The following is a 22,335-nucleotide window of genomic DNA, read 5'->3' on the forward strand; positions in this document are numbered from 1 at the left end:
ATGGAGCGTGTCCTGGCCTGCCTGACGCTGTTCATCACCCTGGCCTGCTTACCGCTCATGGCCTTCGCCGAAAGTGAACCACGGCATTTGCTGGCACGCGCCACCAGTGCCGCGCCCCCCCTGCAACTGGATGCAGCCGATCGCCAGTGGCTGCGCCAGCGCGGCGTCTTGTTGCTGGGAAGCTCCCGGCCAGATTACCCGCCGTTCGAGATCAACGTCAGCCCGGCTGATTATGAAGGCCTCAGTGCCGACTATGCCGGGCTGATCGCCGAACAGCTGGGCATCCCGATCGAAGTCAGGCGGTTCGGCAGCCGCCACGAAGCGATCGACGCATTGCGCACAGGCAAGATCGACTTGCTGGGCAGCTCCAATGGCTTCGAAGCAGCCGATGCCCAGCTCAGTCTCAGCGTGCCCTACGCCGATGATCTGCCAGTGATCGTGACGCGTCAGGATACACCCCTGAAGCTGAGCAACGACCTGGCCGGTTTACGCTTGGCAATGGTCGACCACTACCTGCCGGGCGAGACCGTTCGCGCGCTCTACCCCAAGGCACAACTGAGCCTCTATCGCTCGACCCTGGCAGGCCTGGCAGCGGTCGAGCTGGGTGAGGCGGACGCTTATCTGGGCGATGCCATAAGTACCGACTACCTGATTGGCAAAAGCTACCAAGGCACGATGAAGATCGACCATTTTTCACAGGTGGCACCCGCCAGCTTTGCCTTCGCTTTCGCCAATGACAATGTGCGGCTGCACCGCTTGGTCGACAGTGCCATGGCCAGGATCACCGAAAGCGAACGCCTGAATATCCTGCGCCGCTGGAGCAGCGGCAATACCAGCTTGTTGCTTGAGCGTCACCTGTCGGCACTGACAGACGAAGAGCTGACCTGGATAGCCCGCCATCCGACCATAAGCGTGCTGGTCGATACCGCCCTTGCCCCGCTGACCTTCAACGACGCCCAACAGCATATCAACGGGATTACCGTCGACCTCCTCAAACAAATTACCCTGCGCACCGGCTTGCAGTTCGAATTCATCGAACGAGACACCGTGCAGCAGATGGTCGAACAAGTTGCACGCGGAGAGGCACAGATGATCGGGGCACTGGGCTATGGCACAGAACGCGCGACGCAGCTGCGCTATACCCGCCCCTATCTGGTCAGCCCACGCGTGCTGGTGACCCGCATTCAGGCGCCCTCGCCCTTGCAAGCTGGAAACCTCGATACGCAGCGCATCGCCCTTCTGCATGGCTCCCACTTGCGCGACGAAGTGATGCGCCGCTTTCCTCATGCGAAACTGGTCATGGTCAACAACCCCCTTGGCCTGATGGAAGCAGTGGCCAATGGCGATGCTGACGTCGCCTATAGCAGCTATATCAATGCCTCGTACTACACTAACCACGTATTCAAGGGGCAACTGCGTATCGCCAGTGTCATGGACGACGAGCCAGCTGCCGCCGCCTTCGCCGTGGCACCTGACCAGCCGCAACTGCAGGCCATCCTCGACAAGGCACTGATCAGTATTCCCCCAGAAGAGCTGGGTCAGTTGATAAACCGCTGGCACACCAGCACCTTGGTCAGTGACAGCCCGTGGCGCAACTACCGCACACTGACACTGCAAGTGCTGGTGCTGTCAGCCCTGCTGCTGGCGGGCGTGGTGTTCTGGAACAGCTACCTGCGCAAGTTGATCCACCAACGCACCGAAGCTCAACGCGCGCTCCAGACACAACTGGCCTTCAGCCGCGGGTTGCTGGAGCAGCTGCGCCAAGCCAAGGACGAAGCCGAACAGGCCAGCAAGACCAAAAGCGCGTTCGTGGCGACCATGAGCCATGAGATACGTACTCCCATGAACGCGGTGATCGGCTTGCTGGAGCTGGCACTGAATGACAACCGCTCTGGCCGTTGCGACACTCAGGTCCTGCAAACCGCTCACGACTCCGCCATCGGCCTGCTCGGGCTGATCGGCGACATCCTCGACATATCCCGCATCGAAACCGGGCACATGACCCTCCAGCCTGTAGCGACCGACCTGGTCGACCTGGTACGCAGCACGCTGCGGGTATTCGAGGGCAATGCACGGATAAAGGGCCTGCACCTGCAAAGCGAGCTGCCTGACGAGCCACTCTGGGTCCTGGCCGACCCGTTGCGGATCAAGCAGATCCTTTCCAACCTGCTGAGCAATGCGATCAAGTTCACTGACCGTGGCGACGTCGTGGCGCGCCTTGCATTCAAACCCTCGGCGGCAGGCGAAACCGTGCTGATAGAGTTGGGCGTGAGCGACACCGGCATCGGCATTGCCCCCCAGGATCAGGCGCGGCTGTTCAACACCTTCACCCAGGCCTCAGGCCCACGGGCCAGCCAGGGCGCTGGCCTGGGCCTGGTGATCAGCCGGACGTTGGCCGAGCTTATGGGCGGCAGGCTCGACCTGCAAAGCGTGGAAGGCGTCGGCACCCGCGTGCGCGTCCAGTTGCAGCTTGTACCGAGCGCGCCAGCCGCACCGGTGGAGCTCAACCAGGACGACGACGAAGCCGTCAGCGGGCAACTGAATGTGCTGGTGGTCGATGACTACCCTGCCAACCTGATGCTGCTGGAAAAGCAGCTCAACAGCCTCGGCCACCAGGTGACGCTGGCCGAAAATGGCGAAATTGCCCTGGCCTTGTGGCAAGCGCACACATTCGATCTGGTCATCACCGACTGCAGCATGCCGGTGATGGACGGCCATGAGCTGGCCCGCAGGCTGCGCCAGCTGGAGCAAGCCAGCGGGCAGCCCGCCTGCAGCATTCTCGGAGTGACAGCCAATGCCCAGGCCGAAGAGCGTCAACGCTGCCTGGAAAGCGGCATGGACGACTGCCTGTTCAAGCCCATCGGGCTGCGCACACTGAATGCTCACCTGCCGCACCTGCGAACCAGCGCGCCGGCGTCAGCCCCCAACGCAAGCGGCTTCGACCTCAACGAACTGCGGCACCTGACCCAGGACGACCAGCAGTTGACCAGGCGCCTGCTCGAACAACTGACACACAGTGCCCAGCAAGACTTGGCCGCCCTGCAAGCGCTTGGCCCCGCCAGCGACCACGAGGCATTGCGTGCCCTTGCCCACCGTATAAAAGGGGGCGCCAAGATGCTGCGGGTACGTGGCGTGGTCAAGGATTGCGAAGCCATCGAACAGGCACACGCCCAGGGGCTGCCGACGGAGGCATTGCGCCTGCAGCTGGAAGCGAGCCTGCAGGCCTTGCTGAGGGAGCTGGGCGATTCCCTCAGTGCAATTGCAGCGTCGAGCTGATCTGGCTGATGGCGTCGACCACGTGGCGGGAGCCCTGCTGGATTTCCATGATCACCGTCCCCGCCTCGTTGGCCAGCTCAACGCCCCGCCCGGTACGTGACAGGCTCGACTGCATGCTGGCCACGGCGGTCAGCGACAGGTCGTGGTTCTGCCGCACCACATCGACGATCTCCAGCGTCGCCTTGCTGGTGCGCGCCGCCAGGCTGCGTACTTCATCGGCAACCACGGCAAAGCCGCGGCCATGCTCACCGGCCCGGGCCGCCTCGATGGCCGCGTTCAAGGCCAGCAGGTTGGTCTGGTCGGCGATACCACGGATAGTCAGCACGATCTGCCCGATCACATCCGATTGCTTGCTCACCGCATCGATGCTGCGCGCGGCATCATTGAGTTCCTGGGAAATCTGCTCGATCACCGCCACGGTCTGCTGCACCACCTCGGTACCCTTGCGGGCGCAGGCATCGGTCTGCACCGAGCTGGCGTGGGCTGCATCAGCGGCGCTCTGCTGGGTGCTGACCTGCGCGGTGATGTCGCTGGCAAACTTGACCACCTTGTACAGGCGGCCCTTGCTGTCGAAGATCGGGTTGTACGAGGCCTCCAGATAAATTGTCTGGCCCTGCTTGTTGACCCGTTCGAAGCGGTGCGAGTGATACTCGCCGCGATTGAGAGACGCCCAGAACTCGCGGTACGCGCTGGATTCGCGCTCATGGGGCAAGCAGAACAGCCCATGGTGACGGCCCTGCACTTCTTCGAGGGAGTAGCCCATTGTCTGGAGGAAGTTGCGGTTGGCTTTGATCACCCGCCCTTGCGGGGTGAACTCGACCACGGCCATGGAGCGACCAATGGCCTTGAGCAGGCTTTCGCTTTCATGTTCGTCCTTCACCCGCTGGCTGATGTCGGCCGCCACCTTGATCACACTGGTAACCTGCTGTTGCTCGTTCACCACCGGCATGTAGCTGGCCTCCAGCCAGACTTCACGGCCAGCCTTGTCGACGCGTTCGAAGGTGCCGCTGATGGCCTTGCCTTGGCCCAGTTCCTGCCACAGTTGCTGGTACTCGGCACTCTTGGCATAGCCGGGGTCGCAGAACAGGCGGTGGTGCTTGCCACGCAGTTCATCAACGTTGTAGCCCATGGCCTGGCAGAACTGGGCATTGGCATCGAGGATGGTGCCGTCAGGGGCGAACTCGATCATCGCCATGCAGCGGCTTATGGCCGCGAGCTTCGCCTGGGCTTCGGCCAGGGCCTTGTGGGTGCGCTGAATCTCGATCAGGTCAGACTTGCGGTGGAAATCGAACATGGTGCCAGGATCCTCGATGCTCGGATTTTCCTGAGCATAGATCGGCATTTTTGCCGTGCAAGCCAGTTGATATCACTTTCTGATTAACCAGTTACAGGCAGGTCCTGAAAAACCTCATGAGCTCTCGCGCACCATCAGTTCAAAGCCAAGGTCTTGCTGCTCGGTTGCCACTCGCTTGCCATCGAGCAGTGCCAGCAATGCCTGTGCTGCGCCCCGACCAACGGCTGCCCTTGGGGTGCGAATAGAAGTAAGGCGCGGCACCATGTGCGCCGAGGCAGGCAAGTCGTTGAACCCAACCATTGCCACCTGGCGCGGCACCTCGATGCCTTGGCGCAACGCCTGCAACACCGCGCCCTGGGCAAGGTCGTCGTTACAGAAGAAGATGCCATCCACATCGGGGGCCTGGGCCAATAGCTGGCTGAACAGTTCGCTGCCCAATGCAATGGACGACGGTTGCGGTGCGAGGATCTCCAGCTCGCTGGCCAGCATGCCGGCTTCGGCAAGGGCCTGGCGGAAGCCTTCGGCACGCTGCATCACACGTGGGTCGAGCTGCGCGGCAATGAACGCAAGGCGCCGCCGGCCACGCGCAATCAGGTGCGCTGCGGCGGCCCGGCCGGCCTGCTGTTGGGAAAAGCCCACCGACAACGCGCCAGCATCACCGCCCAGCTCCATCATGTGCACGCAGGGCACGCCGCTGGCTGCCAGCATCTGCCGCGACGCGTCGCTGCGGTCAAAGCCGGTCAGCAGCATGCCGCAAGGCTGATAGGCCAGATAATTGCGGATCAGGTTTTCTTCTTCGTCGATATCGTAGTGATAGTTACCAATCAGTACTTCGAGCCCACGCGGGCGCATCACCTCGTGGATGGCCTCCAGGGTGTCGATGAACAGTTGGTTGGACAACGACGGGATCAGCACCACTACCGATTGGCTGCGCGCCGACGCCAGCGCCCTGGCTGCATGGTTGGCGACGTAGCCCAGGGACGCGGCGGCGGCCATGACCTTTTCCACCAGTTCCGGGGCAACCGTGCTGACCCCGCGCAAGGCGCGCGAAGCGGTGATCGGGGAAACCCCGGAAAGCCTGGCGACTTCTGCCAGGGTGGGACGACCTGTGGTGCGGGAGCCTGTGCGGGTCATGGATGTTGTAATTTTACTACTTGCAGGAATGGGGAACGGCCACTAAGGTAGCGCTGTCTCAGGACGCAGGCAATGTAATCTTTGGTAGTGGCCACTACAGCGCTCTGCCAAGCGTCCATACTGCGTAAGGACAAGACCAATAACACCGGGGAGGTGGCGTTTCGTCAGCGACGAGACAGCGCTATCTCACCCCGCAGGAGGTACTGATGAATTCTCCCCTGTCCGCCATCGTGGTGATGGGCGTGGCCGGTTGCGGCAAAAGCTGCGTCGGTGATGCCATTGCCAAGCGAAGCGGCGGTCGCCTGATCGAAGGCGACGCCTTTCACCCTGCCGAGAACATCCGCAAGATGAGCGCTGGCATCCCTCTGGACGACGCTGACCGTGCCGGCTGGCTGGTGCGCCTGGGCCAGGAACTGCAAGCGACGGTGAAGTCTGGCGAACGGCCGATCCTCACCTGCTCGGCGCTCAAGCGGCGTTACCGCGACACCCTGCGCGCGGCAATGCCGGAGCTGGTGTTCGTATTCCTCGAGCTCACCCCCGCCGAAGCAGAAAAGCGCGTGCTCGCCCGCCCTGGCCACTTCATGCCGGCCAGCCTGATCGACAGCCAGTTCGCCGCCCTCGAGGCGCCCCATGGCGAACCCCTGACCTTGCCGCTGGACGCCACTCAACCCATTGCGGTACTCGCCGAAACGGTAGACGCCTGGCTAAAGCCCTGCGGTGAGCGGAACCTGGCGCGGACTGCCTGAACCGGCGGTTTTTCCGGCTCACCAAAGACAGCGCTGTCTCGACGCCTGAAGGCGGCGAAAGTTCCATAAACGCTACGCCAAAAACAACGATAAGACCGAGGCATCAAAACCATGTTCGGACTGGCTACAGATACCTACCTGCTGCTCGACGCGCTGGTCACCATCGTCGGGCTGATCTTGCTGATCACCTATTTCAAGGTCCACCCCTTCGTCGCCCTCACCCTGGCCGCGGGTTTCCTCGGCCTGACCTCCGGCATGCCAGTGGCCAAGGTCATGAAATCGTTCCAGGACGGTTTTGGCGGGGTGCTCGGCTTCGTCGGTATCGTCCTCGCCCTGGGGACGATGCTTGGCAAGCTGATGGCCGACTCCGGTGGCGCCGACCAGATCGCGCAAACCCTGATTCGCGCCTTCGGCAAGAAGAACGTGCACTGGGCAATGATGTTCGCCGCCTTCCTGGTGGGCATCCCGCTGTTCTTCGAGATCGGCTTCGTGCTGCTGATTCCGCTGGTGTTCATCGTCGCCCGGCGTTCCGGGGTGTCGCTGATCAAGATCGGCATCCCGCTGCTGGCCGGCCTTTCCGTGGTGCATGGCCTGGTCCCGCCACACCCGGGCCCGCTGCTGGCCATCGGCATCTTCCATGCCGATATCGGCAAGACCATCTTCTATGGCTTGCTGGTCGCGTTGCCCACGGCAATTATCGCCGGCCCGCTGTTCGGCAACTTCATTGCCCGGTACATCCCCGGTAACCCGTCGCAGGAGCTGATGGACCAGATTGCCAAGGAGTCGGACCAGAGCAACCTGCCCAGCTTCACCATCACCCTGGTCACCGTGCTGCTACCCGTGGCGCTGATGCTGCTCAAGACCTTCGCCGACGTGGTACTACCGGCCGAGCACATCTTGCGCCAGTGGATGGACCTGATCGGCCACCCGATCACTGCCCTGCTCGCGGCCCTGTTGCTGGCCTTCTACACCTTCGGCTCGGCCCGTGGCTTCAGCCGCCAGCAGATCATGAAGATGCTCGACCAGAGCCTGGCCCCGACGGCGGCAATCGTGCTGATCGTCGGTGCCGGTGGCGGCTTCAAGCAGATGCTGGTGGATACCGGCGTGGGCAACGTGATCGGGCAGATGGCCGTGCAGGCAGAGATTTCACCGATCATGCTGGCCTGGCTGGTGGCTGCGGTGATCCGTATCGCCACAGGTTCGGCGACTGTGGCGACCATTACCGGTGCTGGCATCGTCGCCCCGGTGATCGACCTGGTGCCTGGGGTCAACCGTGAACTGCTGGTGCTGGCCACCGGTGCCGGCTCGCTGATCCTGTCCCACGTCAACGATGCCGGCTTCTGGCTGGTGAAGCAGTACTTCAACATGACCGTGGCGGAAACCTTCAAGACCTGGAGCATGATGGAGACGATCCTGTCGATCGTCGGCATCATCTTCATCATGGCGCTGTCGACGGTGGTGTGACCGTTGATCGGGATCATGGCACCTGAGCACCTCGGGTAGGGCCCAACACAGATATGAGCCCTACCCTACGCAAAGGAGCCTGCCATGAACCGTTCAGCCCTGCTGCTGATTGCCCTGCTCACCTCGCCATTGGCCCTGGCGGTCGGCACCGGGCCGACCTACCCCGATGACCCGCACAACCCGGCGCCGCAGCCGGGTGTCGACAGTACCCTGAACCCAATCGAGAAACCCATGCCCAGGGATACCGACCCGCGTATCCAGGGCAATGACCCAGAGAGCCCCCCGGCCAGGCAGAATGACAACCGTGACTTGCCAGGGATGGATGGCAGCGGCTCGGAAGGAACCGGGGGCCAAGGCGCCAATGGAAGCAACGGTAGCCAGCGTTAATCCCCTTTGAACGCCAGCCAAACGAATCAACCTGTAGGAGCGGGTTTACCCGCGAAAGCGTCGGTGAATCCACCATCGCCTTTGCGTGTAAACCCGCTCCCACAGGTTGATCGTGAGGCGTCTACCACTGGCGTTTGTCAGGCCGGGTAAGCCCCAGCTTCTCGATACGATACCGCAGCATGTCCCGCGACAGACCGAGCATGCGTGCCGACTTGGTGACATTCCAGTCGGTACGGTCCAATGTCTTGCACACAAGGTCCCGCTCCATGTCCGGCAGGCTGGTGCCGGGCTCCGGCTCATGCCTTGGCATTTCGTAAACGGTCGCGGTGGGCTGAGCTACCAGCGGCTCGTCGATCAAGGATGTGCACAGGTTCAGCTGATGCGCCTGCACCACCTCATTGGGCGCCAGCAGCACGGTCTGCTCCAGCATGTTGCGCAGTTCACGCACATTGCCCGGCCAGCTGTAGCTCAACATCAAGGCTTCGGCCTCGGCACTGAAGCGCAGGTTCGGCTTGCCGTAACGGCGCCCGTGGTGCGCCAGGAAATGCCGGGCCAACAGCAGCACATCCGGGCCGCGGGCATACAGACGCGGCACTTTCAGGGCGATGATGCGCAAGCGGAAGAACAAGTCACGGCGGAACTTGCCTTGCTGCACCATCAGTTCGAGGTTGCAGTTGGTGGCGCTGATCACCCGCAGGTCGACCTTGCGTTCCTTGACCGCACCGATGCGGCGGATGCTGCGATCTTCCAGCAACTTGAGCAGCTTGGCCTGTAGCACCAGGTCCATCTCGCCGATCTCGTCGAGGAACAGCGTGCCCCCATCGGCCGCTTCCACCAGGCCTACGCGGCGCTCCTTGGCGTCGGTGAACGCGCCCTTCTCGTGGCCGAACAGCTCGGCCTCAAGCAGGTTGGCCGGGATCGAGGCACAGTTGAACTCGATGAACGGCCCTTTGCTGCGCGAGCCGTCGAAATGCAGCGCGCGGGCAACCAGTTCCTTGCCGGTACCGGTCTCACCTTCGACCAACACCGGTGGCAGGTCGTCCATGGCCATGCGCCGCTCGGCGTCGAGCACTTGCTGCAGGGTGTGCTTGAGGGTCAGCATCACCGGCGACTCACCGATCAGCGCCTGCAACCCAGACTTCTGCGCCTCGCGTTCCTGGTAGAACGACAGGGTGCGTTCCATGCGCTCGGCAGCCAGGGCCTTCTCCAGGGTCAGCTTGAGCTCGGCCAGCACCACCGGTTTGGTCAGGTAATGGAACGCGCCCTCCTTCATGGCCTGCACGGCGTCTTCGACATTGCCGTAGCCGGTCATCATGATTACCTTCAGGTCCGGCGCCTGCGACACCAAGGTGCGCAGCAGGTCGTGCCCGCTCATGCCGGGCAGCGAGTTGTCGGTCAGTACCGCATCGGGCTGGACCCGCTTGATCTGCTCCAGCGCCAGTTCCGCACTGTGGCAGAGCGTCACCTCGAAGCCCTTGAGGCTCAGATAGGTGCGAATGTTGTCGCCGAGGATTTCGTCATCCTCAACTACCAGGATGCTGTGCTCCATGGTCCCCTCCCGCTGCGATATTGAAAGTGAGGCTGACGCGGGTTCCTTCCTCTTCTCGGCTGCTCAGGCTGACCGAGCCGCCAAAACGCTCCATGATCCGTTTGACCAGGGCCAGGCCTACGCCAAGGCCGCCTTGCTTGGTGGTGTAAAAAGGCTTGAACACCATTCTTTCCTGTAGCTGACTCATGCCCTTGCCAGTATCGCTGAGCAGCAGTTGCGCGCGCTCGCCATCCAGCGCGCAGACCTGCGCATGCAGGACGCCGCCCTTGGGCATGGCTTCAAGTGCATTGGAAAACAGGCTGTTGAGGATCTGCGTCAGCTGCAGGGGCTGGCTGGCCACCCACTGCGCCTGTGGGCCTTCGAAGCTGAAACGTACGCCATTGCGCTCGATCTGCTGGGCAAAGGCCAGGTGGGTATCTTCGATGGCCGCCACCAGGTCCACCGCCTCGGCACAATCGCTGGTCGGGCGCAGCGACACTAGCAGCTCCCGTACCCAGCGCGACATGCGGTCGACCTGGGTGATGATGTCGTTGATGTTCTTCTGCGCCGGCGGGCTGGCAATTCCTTCCGCCAGCTCGGCGCTGGAGCGGATATTGGCCAGCGGGTTGCGCAAGCTATGAGCCACTGCCGAAGACATCTCGCCCAGTGCCACATAGGTTTCGCTGGCCACCAGCCGATCTTGTTGCTGCTGCAGCATGTAGGCGGCGCGGCGCACGATCCAGAACAGGCCGAAGTAGATCAGCGCCCCGCCCACCAAGGTCGAGGCCCAGATCAAAACGTAACCGCGCTGGATACGGCGCACCAGATCCTGCGGCTCCTTGTAGATCTCGACCATGGCCATGACCTGCTCGCCCTGGCTGTCGAACAAGGGGATGTAATTTTCGATGAACAGGTAATTGGGCTCGCGCAGGAACTTCTGCTCTTCGCGGTCGTCTGCGGCTTTGTGGTAACTGGCCGATACCGCCTTGCGTGAGCGAAAGGCGCGGTTCAGGTCGCCGTCGGCTTCAATGCGCTTGCCGATCAGCTCGGGGTTGGTGGACCAGACGATGGTGCGGTCACGGGCATAGGCGTTGGCCAGCAAGATATCCGGCAAGTGTTCGACGTGGTCGAGAAACTCGACCCGGGTCGACTCGGCCAGGGCCGGGCTCACTTGCAGGTGCTGTTCATCCAGGCGCGGGTTGAGCAGTTCGCCCATGGTGGTGCCGGGCGGCAGCTGCGAATGGCGCACTTCGGCCAGGGCCATCGACTGGATGAACTGGGCGGTGAGCATGGCATCGCGCTCGACACTGTCGCGCACCACGAAGCGGGTTGAGACGTAGCCCAGGCCGCCAGCCACCGAAGCGATAATCATCAGGCTGATCACCGAGAACCAGCGCAGCAGGTTGAACTCGCGAAGCGGCGCGGCCAGCCCACTGCTGCCGGGCAGTGCGGCGGGTTTTACCGGAACCTCTTCATCCAGCATCTGCATCGCGTCGTTCCCGTGCAGGGAGTCCGTTCATAAGGTGGTCATCGTACTGCTACCGACAGTAGCAGATTGATAGCACCTCACCAGGGCAGCTGTTGCCGCCATTTGCCGCGCGTTACCTGCTTCAAGAACCTGCAAGAAGCCAGCCAGTACGGGAAACCAATGGTCAAATCAATATAAATCAATACGTTATGAGCTATTTATGATTTCCAGTAGAGGATGACCCCCCACATGTGGGTGGCGTTTACCCAAAAACCATTAAATATTTATTTTTCAGATGCTTACACTAATAGCACTACGTATTTTGTGATGAATTCACCAACCGAAAACTGAGCGAGACCCGCGTGCCATGGCCTTCGCTGCTACTCAACCGAACTGAACCGCCAAAACGCTCCATGATCCGCTTGACCAGTACCAGCCCCACACCCAGCCCGCCTTGCTTGGTACTGAAAAATGGCCTGAACGCCAAACGCTGCTGCTGTTCGTTCATGCCCTTGCCGCTATCGGCAAGGCGCAAGGTCAAGCTGCGGCGGTCGCGCTTGACCACTTCGATACGCAACCGCCCACCCTGCTCCATCGACTCCATGGCATTGGCGATCAGGCTGTTGAAGATCTGCCCGAGCAACGCTGGGTGGCCAAGTACCTGCACTGGCGGTATCGGTTGCACATCCAGGGTTACCCCGCTGCGCGTGAACGACACGGCATAACTCTGCAGGCTTTCCTGCAGCACCTGGAGCAAGTCGACCGGCACCGCTTCATCATTCAGCGGCCGCAAGGATTGCAGCAGTTGGCGAATCCAATGCGACATGCGGTCGACCTGGCTGATGATGTCGTTGATGTTGCGTTGCGCCGGGCCTTCATCGAAGGCCTGAGCCAGTTCGGCGCTGGAGCGGATGCTGGCCAACGGATTGCGCAGGCTGTGGGCCACCGCCGAGGACACCTCGCCAAGGGCCACATAGGTTTCACTGTTGATCAGGCGTTTCTGCTGCACCGCCATCAACCGCGCAGCGCGGCGCATGATGCCGTACAGGCCGATGTAGACCAGTGCCGCACCGATGGTGATGGCCAGCCAGATAAGAATCAGGCCATGCTCGATGCGCACGATCAGGTCGTGGGGCTCCTTGTAGATTTCCACCATCGCCGTGACGGTATCGCCATCGGCATCGAACAAGGGGATGTAGTTTTCGATGAACAGCTGTTCTGGCGGGGTCACGAACTTCCGTTCAGCACGTGCCTGCTCGAAATTGTGGTAGCTGGCCGAAACCCGCATCTTGTACTCGAAAGCGCGGTCCAGGTCGTCATCAACTTCGATCAGCTTGCCCATCAACGCCGGGTTGGTCGACCAGATCACCGTGTGGTCCGGGGCATAGATATTGGCCAGGAGCATGTCCGGCAGGTGTGCGATATGGTCAAGGAACTCACCACGGGCCTTGCGCCGCGCCTCCGGGTCGACGTCGGGCATGGCCGTGCGGTCGGTGCGTGGGTCGAGCAGTTCACCCATGGTGCGCACATTGGGGATCGACACGTGGCGCACTTCGGCGTCGGCGATCGAAGTGATGAACTGCGCCGTAAGCAGGGCGTCGCGCTCGATGCTCTCATCGATGATGAACCGGCTGGAAATAAGCCCAAGGCCTGCCGCCACCGAGAGGATGATCGCCAGGCTCACCCAGGCATACCAGCGCAGCAGGTTGAACGGCCTGCGCGGCGCTGCGGCTTCATTGCCTGCGGGTGCCTCGATTGCTTCGGAACGGGGGGCGATGTCCATGACGGACTCCACTGCAGGGCACCTGTTGAAAGGTTATAGCCCAGAGTTGGGTAACCATGGCGCTGATTGCGGACGAGTTGCGCCACTTTCGCGACGCAAGGCCCGTTCAAAGTGGCGAATCATCGGCCAGCCCCTGCAGCTTGCGGTACTCGCGCAACACGTTCGGCACATAACGGCGGGTTTCGGCGAACGGCGGTACCGCACCGCGCCGCCGCACGGCATCCGGGCCTGCATTGTAGGCGGCCACGGCCAGGGTGATGTCATTGTCGAACAGGGTCAGCATGCGTTTGAGGTAACGCGCCCCACCCTGCACGTTGTCTTCGGGGTCAAGGAGGTCTTCCACGCCCATCTCCTTGGCCGTGTCTGGCATCAGTTGCATCAGCCCCACCGCCCCAGCCGCCGAACGGGCCTTTGGGTTGTAGCCAGATTCTGCCTTGATCAGCGCATGCAGCAGCGCCAGCGGCACATCGTAATCGCGGGCCGCCGCCGCCACCAGTTCGGCGTAAGGTCGCCCGGTGACCAACTGCGCGCCGGCCGGGCCAGCCTGGGCAAGGGGTTCGCTGATTACCCGTTCGTAGTGGCGTCCTGGCCGATGGACGTTGCTCAGTACATAGCTGCCATTGGCATCGACTGAAATGTACATGTCGGCCTGGGCGGTTGCCGCCACCAGCCAGGTCACTACCAGGATCACCACTCGCATGTCGGTCGCCTCCCCGCCGTGCTCTCCCCCGATATGGGGGAAATGCCCCGGAAAACCCGGGCTTTTGTCCTACGACGCAAGCACCATGCCGCTTGCCATGGCGCATGGCGCAAGGCCCCGAGGCAGACGTGCACGGCTGTTGCATGTGGCTTGGAAACGCGTGTCCCCATGCAGCGGAGGGCTTCACCATGCAGCGCAGATCCAACCCCCAACGTGGCTTCACCCTGCTTGAACTCCTGGTGGTCCTGGTGGTGCTCGGTTTGTTGGCCGGCATCGTCGCGCCCAAGTACTTCAGCCAGCTCGGCCGCTCGGAAGCCAAGGTGGCCAAGGCGCAGATCGAAGGCTTGGGCAAGGCCTTGGACCTGTACCGCCTGGAAGTGGGCCATTACCCCAACAGTGAGCAGGGCCTGCAGGCGCTGGTCACCGCCCCCAGTGGCGAGGCGCGCTGGTCGGGGCCCTACCTGCAGAAGGCCGTGCCGCAAGACCCATGGGGCCGCCCTTACATCTACCGCCAGCCCGGCGAAAACGGCGGTGAGTACGACCTGCTGTCGATGGGCAAGGACGGCCAACCCGGCGGCGATGGCGAAAACGCTGAAATCACCAGCTGGCAATGAGGAGAACGGCCATGCGCTATAGCCTCAAGGCCCTGGGCAGACAGGGCATTGTGCAGATACAGATCGACGCCGAGGACGCCGAACACGCGCGTCGCCAGGCCGAGCACCAAGGGCTGCGGGTGGTCAGCGTGCGCGGCCAGGGCAAAACCCTGCGAGGCCTGGGCTGGCGCCGCGCGGCGAGTTTCGACCTGGTGCTGTTCAGCCAGGAACTGACCACCCTGCTGCACGCCGGCCTGCCACTGATCGATGCCCTGGAGAGCCTGGCGGAAAAGTCCCCCGTCGGGGCCACCCGCAAGGTCCTGACGGAGCTGGTGCGCCAGCTCTATGAAGGCCGCTCGCTGTCCCAGTCACTGGCACAGCAGCCGCGAGTCTTCCCGCCGCTGTATGTGGCACTGGTGCAGTCCAGCGAACGTACCGGCGCGCTGGGCGATGCCCTGGCCCGCTACATCGGCTACCGCCAGCGCCTGGACCTGGTCCGGCAGAAGCTGGTGGGCGCTTCGGTCTACCCGTTGTTGCTGTTGCTGGTGGGTGGTGGCGTGGTGCTGTTCCTGCTCGGCTATGTGGTGCCGCGCTTCAGCCTGGTGTTCGAGGGCATGGGTAGCGAACTGCCCTGGTTATCGCGGGTGCTGATGGATGTCGGCCTGTTCCTGCATGCCCAGCAGTTGCCGCTGGCACTGGCGGTTGCGGGCGGCATCGGTACATTGGTGGTTCTGCGCCGCAACCCACTGGTACGGCGCTGTGCATCACGGCAACTGAGACGGTTGCCAGCCTTGCATCAGCGCCTGGTGATGTATGAACTGGCGCGGTTCTATCGCTCGCTTGGGATCCTGCTGCAGGGCGGCATCCCGATTCTCACCGCCATGGGCATGGCCCACGGGCTGCTTGGCAGCGCTTCGGCGCAAGGCCTGGAACAGGCCAGCCGACGCGTAGGTGAAGGGCTGCCGTTGTCGGACGCACTGGAGGCTGGCCAACTGGTTACCCCCGTGTCGCTGCGGTTGCTGCGGGCGGGGGAACAATCGGGGAACCTGGGGGAGATGCTCGAACGCTGCGCGGATTTCCATGATCAGGAAATCGGCCGCTGGGTGGAGTGGTTCGTGAAACTGTTCGAGCCGCTGCTGATGACCTTCATCGGGCTGCTGATCGGCGGGATCGTGATCCTGATGTACATGCCGATCTTCGACCTGGCTTCGAGCATTCACTGACCTCAGTAGTCGAACCGGTCCACCGCCCGCCGCCGCTCGTTGTCATCGCGCCGGTCATAACTGGCAGTGGTCTGGATGTTGGCATGATGTGCCAGCTTCTGCGCAATCGACAGGTCATGCTCTTCGATCACCCGGGTGATGAACGCCCGGCGAAAATCATGGGGCATGATCTTCACCCCCACCTGAGCGCCGCGCTGGCGGGCAATGTAGTAGATCGCATGCTTGGTGATACGTGCGCGGGTAATGTGGTTGCCACGGCGAATGCGGTTGAACAGGAACGGGTCGTCCGACGCGCCCTCGGGTAGCGCCTGCCGGCGCAGGTCCAGCCAGGCCTGCAGCTTTTCGAATGCCCAGGCCGGGGCGTACTTGATCAGCTGCCGGTTACCCTTGCCGGTGACCTGCAGGCTGCGCGCCTCGAAGTCGACCTGGTCGAGGTCGATATCCACCGATTCCGACTTGCGCATGCCGGTGCCGTAGAGCAAGGCGATGATCGCCGCATCACGCACGCCCTGCGGCCGCGGGTCGGCCTCGCACAGGTCCATCAGTTCGCGAATCAGGCTGCGCCGCAGGTTGCGCCCGGGCGGCAGGCGGCTGCCAGACGCCGGCTTGACCTCGCGGATGCGCAACAGTTGCTCGTGGTCGATCAGGCCTTGGCGCCATGCCTCGTTCATCACCCCGCGCACGGCATTTACATACAGCGATGAGCTGTTAGGTGCATAGCCATCGGCGCGCAATGCCGCGACCAGGCCAATCACATGGCCAGGCTCAAGCCGGTGCCAGGGTACATCGACGAGGTTGCAGTCGACGAAACCGAGGCGGTCGGCGGCATCCTGGAGGATGTAACGCATGGTCTGCTGGCTGGAGGGTGCCAGCCGGGCCAGGTATTGCAACAACGGGTTGTGGGGAAGGCTGGACACAACAACGAATCCTGAAGCGAATCAAAGCGAAGGCAGGCAATGTTACCGTAACCCGGCCAATTGATCGAACCGCCGGCCGCTGTGGTCTAGAGTGAGTTCACACGTCCTGCCTGCGAGCGCCCATGGCTTTCCACCGCCTCACCCGTACTCACCCCCGCCTGAGCATCGGTGCCGTTGCTGGCCTTGTCGGCGCCTGGTTCATTCCGGCCGATGACGCCATCCAGCGCACCCTCGCCGGCTGGAACCTCGGCGTCTGGCTATACCTGCTGCTGGTGCTCTGGCTGACCTGCCGAGCCACTCCCGAAACCGTGCGCACAGTCGCCCGGGTCGAGGACGAAAATGCCGGCCTGGTGCTGTTCACGGTGTGCATCGCTGCCATCGCCAGCCTCGCCGCCGTGACCCTGCAGCTGGTCTCCAGTCGCGGCTTGCAAGGCAGCGCGCTGGCCTTGCACTACCTGTACACCGGGCTGACAGTGGCAGGTTCGTGGCTGCTGATCGGCTGCATCTTCAGCCTGCACTACGCCCGCCTGTTCTACACCGGCGACAGCAAAGAACCGGCGCTGCGGTTTGCCGACGGTGAGCGCAACCCGGATTACTGGGACTTCCACTACTTCTCGTTCACCATCAGCGTCGCCGTGCAGACCTCCGACATCGGCGTCGGCGGGCGCGGCATGCGCCGGGTGGTGCTGGCGCATTCATTGGTAGGCTTTGTGTTCAACACGGCGATTCTGGGCTTCACCATCAATATTGCGGCAGGCCTGCTCGGTTAGGGTTACCTGGCACTTTTACCAGTAGACGCTGAAGAGCCAGCTCGTAGGATACGGTTATCGACACTTCTCAAGGTCTGAGTCATGCGCCCTATTGCAAAATGGCAGAGCCGCCACAGGATCTTCTATCAAATGGAACACGCCTGCCTTTATTCAGGCGCAGTCACCGAGCGCATCCTTATCGCTGACACTACCTCGCTAGCGCAAAAATCGAGCGCCGACACAAAAGCCCTGCTCATTCAAACTGACTCAGCAGGGTCAAGCATTGGAGCCCTGGCTCCTCACATCGCTCAGCTGTTCACGCCCTATGGAGCAAATGCCCCTGGCTCGTTGGTCACGATACTTGCATTCTGCGGGCAGCCCCTTGATCGTGCCTCGAACACCTATCCGTTGGGAAATGGACGGCGTTTTTTTAGTCCATCGATAATGCGATTTACGGCCTCCGATCCTATGTCACCTTTCGGTAGAGGCGGGCCTAACGCTTACGCTTATTGCCAGGGAGATCCAGTCAACAGGCATGACCCAAGCGGTCAATGGTGGGGGCTGCACCGTCTAGTCAGATTCTCCGCCAGATTATTTCATCGCGGATTAGATACAGCATCACGCCTGATATTCGACATGCCAGCACCCACTCTACGTCGAACCGTGCAGACTGTTGCTGCAGAAAGCGTTCAACAGGGCACTCGCCAATTCGAAACGAGCTGGAACCTGATGCCTCCGGCTGCGCAAATGACAGTGTCAGCAGTTGTTGCATTACCAACGGTGATGGCTGTCGGGATAACTGTACTCGCCGCAGCCCGGACAGGAACGTTGATGGTTCCATCACTGCAACAGGCTGCCGGCTTTTTCAGGGGAGAAGCGAGTGTACAGTTGCGCCAAGCCCTTGATATTCGTCTCCACTAGAGTTTTGCGAACGTTGATGTTTTCATCCTTCCCGTCCAAATAACGGAATTTCGGACTTCCACAACGCATTGCCGCAGGTCCGTTCGACCAAGGCGCGCCCGGCACAGGCAGCAATGCGCTGGCAGGCTTGCTCCAGGTGCTCGGCATCCAGCACCAGCCCCATGCGCACATGGCCCGCCGCACTGGGGCCGAACGCATCCCCAGGCAGAAGTGCTACCCCCTCTTCCAACAGCAAGCGCTGGGCGAAGGCATAGGCATCAAGCCCGGTGGCACGGATATCGAGCATGACGAACATGCCGCCTGCCGGTCGATGGGCGAGCACGCCCGGGCAGTCCAACAGGGCTGCACACACACGGTCGCGCCGCTGCCGATAGGCCTCGCGCATCTTGTGCACCGCCGGCAAATCCTGCTCCAGCGCCGCGCAAACACCGGCCATGACAAATTCCGGCAGGCCGAACAGCATCGCCACGGCCAGGGTGGCGAGGTGTGCAATCAAGGCTTGCGGCCCCACCACCCAACCCACTCGCCAGCCGCTCATGGCGTGGGACTTGGACACGCTGTCGATCAGCACGCAGCGCTCGGCCATGCCTGACAGACTGATCGGGTCTGCCGGCTCACCGTCGAACAGCAATCCGCTGTACACCTGATCGCACACCAGCCACAGGTCATGTTCCCGGCACAGCTGCGCCAGCAGCGCCATGTCCTGCGGCGAGATGGCAGCGCCCGTCGGGTTATGCGGGGTGTTCAGCAACAGGCCACGGGTATGCGGGGTTATCGCCCGGGCCACCGCCATCGGGTCAAGGCGAAAGCCCTGCTCTGGGCTGACAGGTACCTGCACGGGCTGTGCCCCGCAAGCCCCTAGCACGCCTTGATAGGTGACATACATCGGCTCGGCGACGATCACTTCGTCACCGCCTTCGAACAGGCATTGGCAAACCGCATACAGCGCGCACTGGGCTCCGGCAAGGACCATCACCTGGTCGGCTGAGACATCCCCGCCAGTGCGCCGGGCAATTGCCTGGCGCAGGGCCAGGCTGCCATGCACGTCGCTGTAATGGGTCTCGCCGCGCTGCAGGCTGGCTATGGCTGCCTCCACCACCGGTACTGGCGTGTCGAAGTCCGGGTCACCCACCGACAGCAGAAAGATCTCGCGCCCTTCGCGGCGCAGTGCCTGGGCCTGGTAGTGAATGTCCCACGCCGAAGCGGCTTCGCCGGCGATGCGTTGGGTGAGCGTGGAAAAGCGCATGACTGTCTCCTTGTCTGCCCAGCTCGCACCGCTCGTCCGAAAACGTTGTGTGCCTAATTACCCTAAAAATAGCAGAGCAAACCGGCAACCATGCGGACATGGTGCGGGGAAAACGTTTGCGTGGCCAGTTGCCGCCAGACGGCCCGCATGACCGCCCTGTGACCGCTGTCATGCATTAATACAATTGTCTTGTATTGCCCCAAACATGGGCTGTGGCAAGTGCTATGGTTAGGTTCCCGGCGGCCGAGCGAACGGCTTCCAATCACCGCGTCCAGGCAAGGACAAGGAGGCTGGCATGAACAAGATGACGTTCCCCAACGCCTGCCAGGTGATGCGCTGGCACTTCCATCCGCTGGGCTTCGAGGCCAGCATGGATGCGCCGCGCAGCATGGTCGCACGACTATTTGACCGGGCCACGGGCCAGACCCTGCTGGCCATCGCCGGCATCCCCTGCACGGCAATCATGGCGGCAGCTGATGTCGAGCGCATCATCGAGGCCGTGGAAGCCGAGATGGAGGCCTTTGCACCGGCCTTTAGCCTGCTTGATGCAGGCTAGACAGCTGCCTCGCTTTTCTCACGCAACGCCTGCAACTTGCCCATGAACTGCTCGGCCGGCACCGGCTGACCGAGCAGGTAGCCCTGCAGTGAATCACAGCCCAGGCGGGTCAGGAAGTCCTGCTGGCGGTTGGTTTCCACCCCTTCGGCAACGATGCGCAGGCCCAGCGCCTGGCCCAGGGCGACGATCGCCGAGACAATCGCCGCGTCGTCACTGTCCTGCTCCAGATCACGCACGAAACCGCGGTCGATCTTCAGTTCGTTGGCCGGCAGGCGCTTGAGGTACATCAGGCTCGAATAACCGGTACCGAAGTCGTCGATGGACAGGTCCACACCCATGTCGGAGAGCCGCTGCAGCACTCTCAGGCTGGCATCGGCGTCGTGCATGGCGGTGGTTTCAGTGATTTCCAGGGTCAGGCGGTTGGCCGGCAGGTGGTTTTCCCGCAGGGCACGGGCGACGCTGTCCACCAGGCCGGTGTGGCAGAACTGGATGGCCGACAGGTTGACCGCCATGCGCCAGTCCGCATGCCCCTGCTCGACCCACTGGCGCATCTGCCGGCAGGCTTCGCCAAGCACCCACTCGCCGATGGGGATGATCAGGCCGGTCTTTTCCGCCAGGCCAATGAAGCGGTCCGGTTGCATCAGGCCGTGCTGTGGGTGCTCCCAGCGCAGCAAGGCTTCGGCACCGATCGGTGCGCAGGCCTGGGCGTCGAACTTGGGCTGGTAGTGCAGGCGGAACTGGCCTTGCTCCAGGGCTATGCGCAGGTCCTGCAACAACTGCAACTGTTGACGGGCGTTGCTGTTCATCGACGCGTCGAAGAAGCTGTAGCCGTTCTTGCCGGCACTCTTGGCGTGGTACATGGCGGCATCGGCGTTGCGCAGCAGTTCGAGCTGGTCCTGGCCGTTGCCGGGGTACAGCACGATCCCCAGGCTCGCCGTCAATTGCAGGTCGTGCTCGGCGACACGGAACGTGCGCGACACCAGGTTGACCTGCTTGACCGCCACATCCATGGCGTCTTCCGGCTCCTGCAGCTCCACGAGCAACACGAACTCGTCGCCGCCAATCCGCGCCAGGGTGTCCTGGCTGTGCAGATGGCCACGCAGGCGGGCCGCCACGGCCTTGAGCAGCAGGTCGCCGACATGATGGCCAAAGGCATCGTTGACCGGCTTGAAACCATCAAGGTCGATGAACATCAGCGCAAAACAGCCGCCCTGCTCCGCCACCTTGCCAATCGCCTGTTCGATACGGTCGGACAACAGCGTGCGGTTAGGCAGCCCGGTCAGGGTGTCGTGCAGTGCCAACTGGGTCAGCTCCTGGTTGGCCAGGGTCAGCGAGTGGGCCAACGCTGCCGTGCGCGCCTCCAGCCGTGCATCCAGCACCGAGGTCAGCAAGGCCACGGCCAGCACCGCCAACGTGGTGATCAGCACCAGATAGACCAGGCCATCGCCCTGCAGGCCGCTGGCCAACGCGCCGCAGTAGCTGCCCTCGGCAAAGTTCGCGGCGGCCATTGCGGTGTAGTGCATGCCGACGATCGCAACGCCCATCACCATGGCCGCCAGGCCGCGAATCTGGCGCACGTACGGGGTGTGCTGGCGCAGGCGGAAGGCTATCCACAACGCGGCTGCCGAAGCACCGACCGCGATGGCCAGCGAGGCGCCGAACAAGGTCGGGTCGTAATCGATGCCGGGCAGCATACGCAGCGCCGCCATGCCGGTGTAGTGCATGCAGGCGATGCCGGTGCCCATGATCAGCGCACCGAACGCCAGCTGCAGCTTGGGCAGGCTGGGCTGGCTGACCAGCCACAGGGCGAAACCTGAAGAGAGCACGGCAATCACGAGAGAAAGCACGGTCAGGCCGATGTCATACCCCAGGGCAATGGGCAGGCTGAAGGCGAGCATGCCGATGAAATGCATCGACCAGACGCCAATACCCATGGCCAACGCGCCCCCGCCCATCCACAGGTGCACGGCCCGGCCCTTGGCCGTGGCGATACGGCCGGTCAAGTCAAGGGCGGTATAGGAAGCGAGGATCGCCACGCAGAGTGAAATCAGCACCAGCGCAGAGGAATAACTACCGTTCAGCATTGGAAAATCCAGCTCGGGACAGGGGGCCCGAAAAAACTGACGATTGTACTCAAGCTTTGGCGAAACGCACGGGGTTTGTGCGAATGGGAATGGATCCAAAGAATGGTAAGGATCCTCAAATTGCTTGAGCTAGAGCGCTTTCGATGGCAAGTGCAGGCATATTGCCACTTGTCGGTTGGCTCGCCGCTTGCAGGAGCGGCCTTGCGTCGCGAAAGGGCCGCAAGGCGGCCCCGGCGATATTGTCAGCGAAGCTGAAAACCGGGGCT

General features: G+C 62.5%; 18 protein-coding genes and 1 pseudogene. 9 read left to right on the top strand and 10 right to left on the bottom strand.

Annotated elements, in window-relative coordinates:
• On the top strand, nucleotides 1-3,276 hold the full coding sequence (locus APH27_RS13700) for a transporter substrate-binding domain-containing protein (protein WP_060485097.1): 3,276 nt from the start codon (nucleotides 1-3) through the stop codon (nucleotides 3,274-3,276).
• Here the strand turns inward: APH27_RS13700 and APH27_RS27150 are convergent.
• The 3 genes and pseudogenes from APH27_RS27150 to APH27_RS13710 all read right to left on the bottom strand — a co-directional run bounded on the left by APH27_RS27150 (nucleotide 3,251) and on the right by APH27_RS13710 (nucleotide 5,704).
• Nucleotides 3,251-3,745: a methyl-accepting chemotaxis protein gene (locus tag APH27_RS27150; protein ID WP_371260252.1), complete on the bottom strand. Its 495-nt coding sequence runs from the start codon at nucleotides 3,743-3,745 to the stop codon at nucleotides 3,251-3,253. The genes APH27_RS13700 and APH27_RS27150 overlap by 26 nt on opposite strands.
• Before the next feature lie 42 nt (nucleotides 3,746-3,787).
• A pseudogene (locus tag APH27_RS27155) lies at nucleotides 3,788-4,618 on the bottom strand (PAS domain-containing protein); the annotation flags it as partial.
• Between the two features lie 66 nt (nucleotides 4,619-4,684).
• Nucleotides 4,685-5,704: a LacI family DNA-binding transcriptional regulator gene (locus APH27_RS13710; protein WP_060485098.1), complete on the bottom strand. Its 1,020-nt coding sequence runs from the start codon at nucleotides 5,702-5,704 to the stop codon at nucleotides 4,685-4,687.
• 206 nt (nucleotides 5,705-5,910) lie between these two features.
• Between APH27_RS13710 and APH27_RS13715 the strand changes: the two genes are divergently transcribed.
• From APH27_RS13715 to APH27_RS13725, 3 genes are all read left to right on the top strand, one after another.
• Entirely contained in the window at nucleotides 5,911-6,450 is a 540-nt protein-coding gene (locus APH27_RS13715; RefSeq protein WP_027919020.1) for a gluconokinase, read from the top strand.
• A 111-nt stretch (nucleotides 6,451-6,561) separates the two neighbouring features.
• Nucleotides 6,562-7,914: a GntP family permease gene (locus APH27_RS13720; RefSeq protein WP_060485099.1), complete on the top strand. Its 1,353-nt coding sequence runs from the start codon at nucleotides 6,562-6,564 to the stop codon at nucleotides 7,912-7,914.
• A gap of 84 nt (nucleotides 7,915-7,998) precedes the next feature.
• Entirely contained in the window at nucleotides 7,999-8,301 is a 303-nt protein-coding gene (locus APH27_RS13725) for a hypothetical protein (protein ID WP_027919022.1), read from the top strand.
• Between the two features lie 121 nt (nucleotides 8,302-8,422).
• On the opposite strand, the gene APH27_RS13730 is transcribed toward APH27_RS13725, so the two are convergent.
• The 4 genes from APH27_RS13730 to APH27_RS13745 form a co-directional block, all read right to left on the bottom strand.
• Nucleotides 8,423-9,850: a sigma-54 dependent transcriptional regulator gene (locus APH27_RS13730; RefSeq protein ID WP_060485100.1), complete on the bottom strand. Its 1,428-nt coding sequence runs from the start codon at nucleotides 9,848-9,850 to the stop codon at nucleotides 8,423-8,425.
• Nucleotides 9,825-11,318: a sensor histidine kinase gene (locus APH27_RS13735; protein WP_060485101.1), complete on the bottom strand. Its 1,494-nt coding sequence runs from the start codon at nucleotides 11,316-11,318 to the stop codon at nucleotides 9,825-9,827. The genes APH27_RS13730 and APH27_RS13735 overlap by 26 nt, the downstream gene beginning before the upstream one ends.
• Before the next feature lie 292 nt (nucleotides 11,319-11,610).
• On the bottom strand, nucleotides 11,611-13,080 hold the full coding sequence (locus APH27_RS13740) for a HAMP domain-containing sensor histidine kinase (protein WP_060485102.1): 1,470 nt from the start codon (nucleotides 13,078-13,080) through the stop codon (nucleotides 11,611-11,613).
• A gap of 106 nt (nucleotides 13,081-13,186) precedes the next feature.
• Nucleotides 13,187-13,780 (bottom strand): transglycosylase SLT domain-containing protein, encoded by a 594-nt coding sequence (locus tag APH27_RS13745; protein ID WP_027919026.1) that lies wholly within the window; start codon nucleotides 13,778-13,780, stop codon nucleotides 13,187-13,189.
• 188 nt (nucleotides 13,781-13,968) lie between these two features.
• On the opposite strand from APH27_RS13745, the gene gspG reads away from it, so the two are divergent.
• Both gspG and APH27_RS13755 read left to right on the top strand, forming a co-directional pair.
• Nucleotides 13,969-14,394 (top strand): type II secretion system major pseudopilin GspG, encoded by a 426-nt coding sequence (gspG, locus tag APH27_RS13750; RefSeq protein WP_027919027.1) that lies wholly within the window; start codon nucleotides 13,969-13,971, stop codon nucleotides 14,392-14,394.
• Nucleotides 14,395-14,405: 11 nt separating this feature from the next.
• The gene (locus APH27_RS13755) at nucleotides 14,406-15,596 is read left to right on the top strand and encodes a type II secretion system F family protein (RefSeq protein WP_060485103.1); all 1,191 of its coding nucleotides are present in this window, start codon (nucleotides 14,406-14,408) and stop codon (nucleotides 15,594-15,596) included.
• Nucleotides 15,597-15,598: 2 nt separating this feature from the next.
• On the opposite strand, the gene xerC is transcribed toward APH27_RS13755, so the two are convergent.
• Nucleotides 15,599-16,513, bottom strand: coding sequence for a tyrosine recombinase XerC (xerC, locus tag APH27_RS13760; RefSeq protein ID WP_060485104.1), 915 nt, complete (start codon nucleotides 16,511-16,513; stop codon nucleotides 15,599-15,601).
• Between the two features lie 122 nt (nucleotides 16,514-16,635).
• On the opposite strand from xerC, the gene APH27_RS13765 reads away from it, so the two are divergent.
• Together APH27_RS13765 and APH27_RS25895 are read left to right on the top strand one after the other, a co-directional pair.
• Nucleotides 16,636-17,283 carry a DUF1345 domain-containing protein gene (locus tag APH27_RS13765; RefSeq protein WP_060485105.1) on the top strand — a complete coding sequence of 216 codons (648 nt, stop codon included), beginning with the start codon at nucleotides 16,636-16,638 and terminating at the stop codon, nucleotides 17,281-17,283.
• A 129-nt stretch (nucleotides 17,284-17,412) separates the two neighbouring features.
• Nucleotides 17,413-18,183 (top strand): RHS repeat-associated core domain-containing protein, encoded by a 771-nt coding sequence (locus APH27_RS25895; RefSeq protein WP_082435116.1) that lies wholly within the window; start codon nucleotides 17,413-17,415, stop codon nucleotides 18,181-18,183.
• 22 nt (nucleotides 18,184-18,205) lie between these two features.
• Here the strand turns inward: APH27_RS25895 and APH27_RS13770 are convergent, their stop codons facing one another.
• A complete protein-coding gene (locus tag APH27_RS13770) occupies nucleotides 18,206-19,429 on the bottom strand; it encodes a pyridoxal phosphate-dependent aminotransferase (RefSeq protein WP_060485106.1) in 1,224 nt (407 codons plus the stop codon).
• A gap of 295 nt (nucleotides 19,430-19,724) precedes the next feature.
• Here APH27_RS13770 and APH27_RS13775 point away from each other — a divergent pair, with 295 nt between their 5' ends.
• On the top strand, nucleotides 19,725-19,985 hold the full coding sequence (locus APH27_RS13775) for a DUF1652 domain-containing protein (RefSeq protein WP_027919032.1): 261 nt from the start codon (nucleotides 19,725-19,727) through the stop codon (nucleotides 19,983-19,985).
• Here APH27_RS13775 and APH27_RS13780 read toward each other — a convergent pair.
• Nucleotides 19,982-22,069: a bifunctional diguanylate cyclase/phosphodiesterase gene (locus APH27_RS13780; RefSeq protein ID WP_060485107.1), complete on the bottom strand. Its 2,088-nt coding sequence runs from the start codon at nucleotides 22,067-22,069 to the stop codon at nucleotides 19,982-19,984. The two genes, APH27_RS13775 and APH27_RS13780, sit on opposite strands and share 4 nt — an antisense overlap.
• Nucleotides 22,070-22,335 lie beyond the last annotated feature (266 nt).

Origin of the sequence: Pseudomonas sp. NBRC 111123 (genome assembly GCF_001320205.1) — a bacterium.
GTDB classification, from domain to species: Bacteria; Pseudomonadota; Gammaproteobacteria; order Pseudomonadales; family Pseudomonadaceae; genus Aquipseudomonas; species Aquipseudomonas putida_J.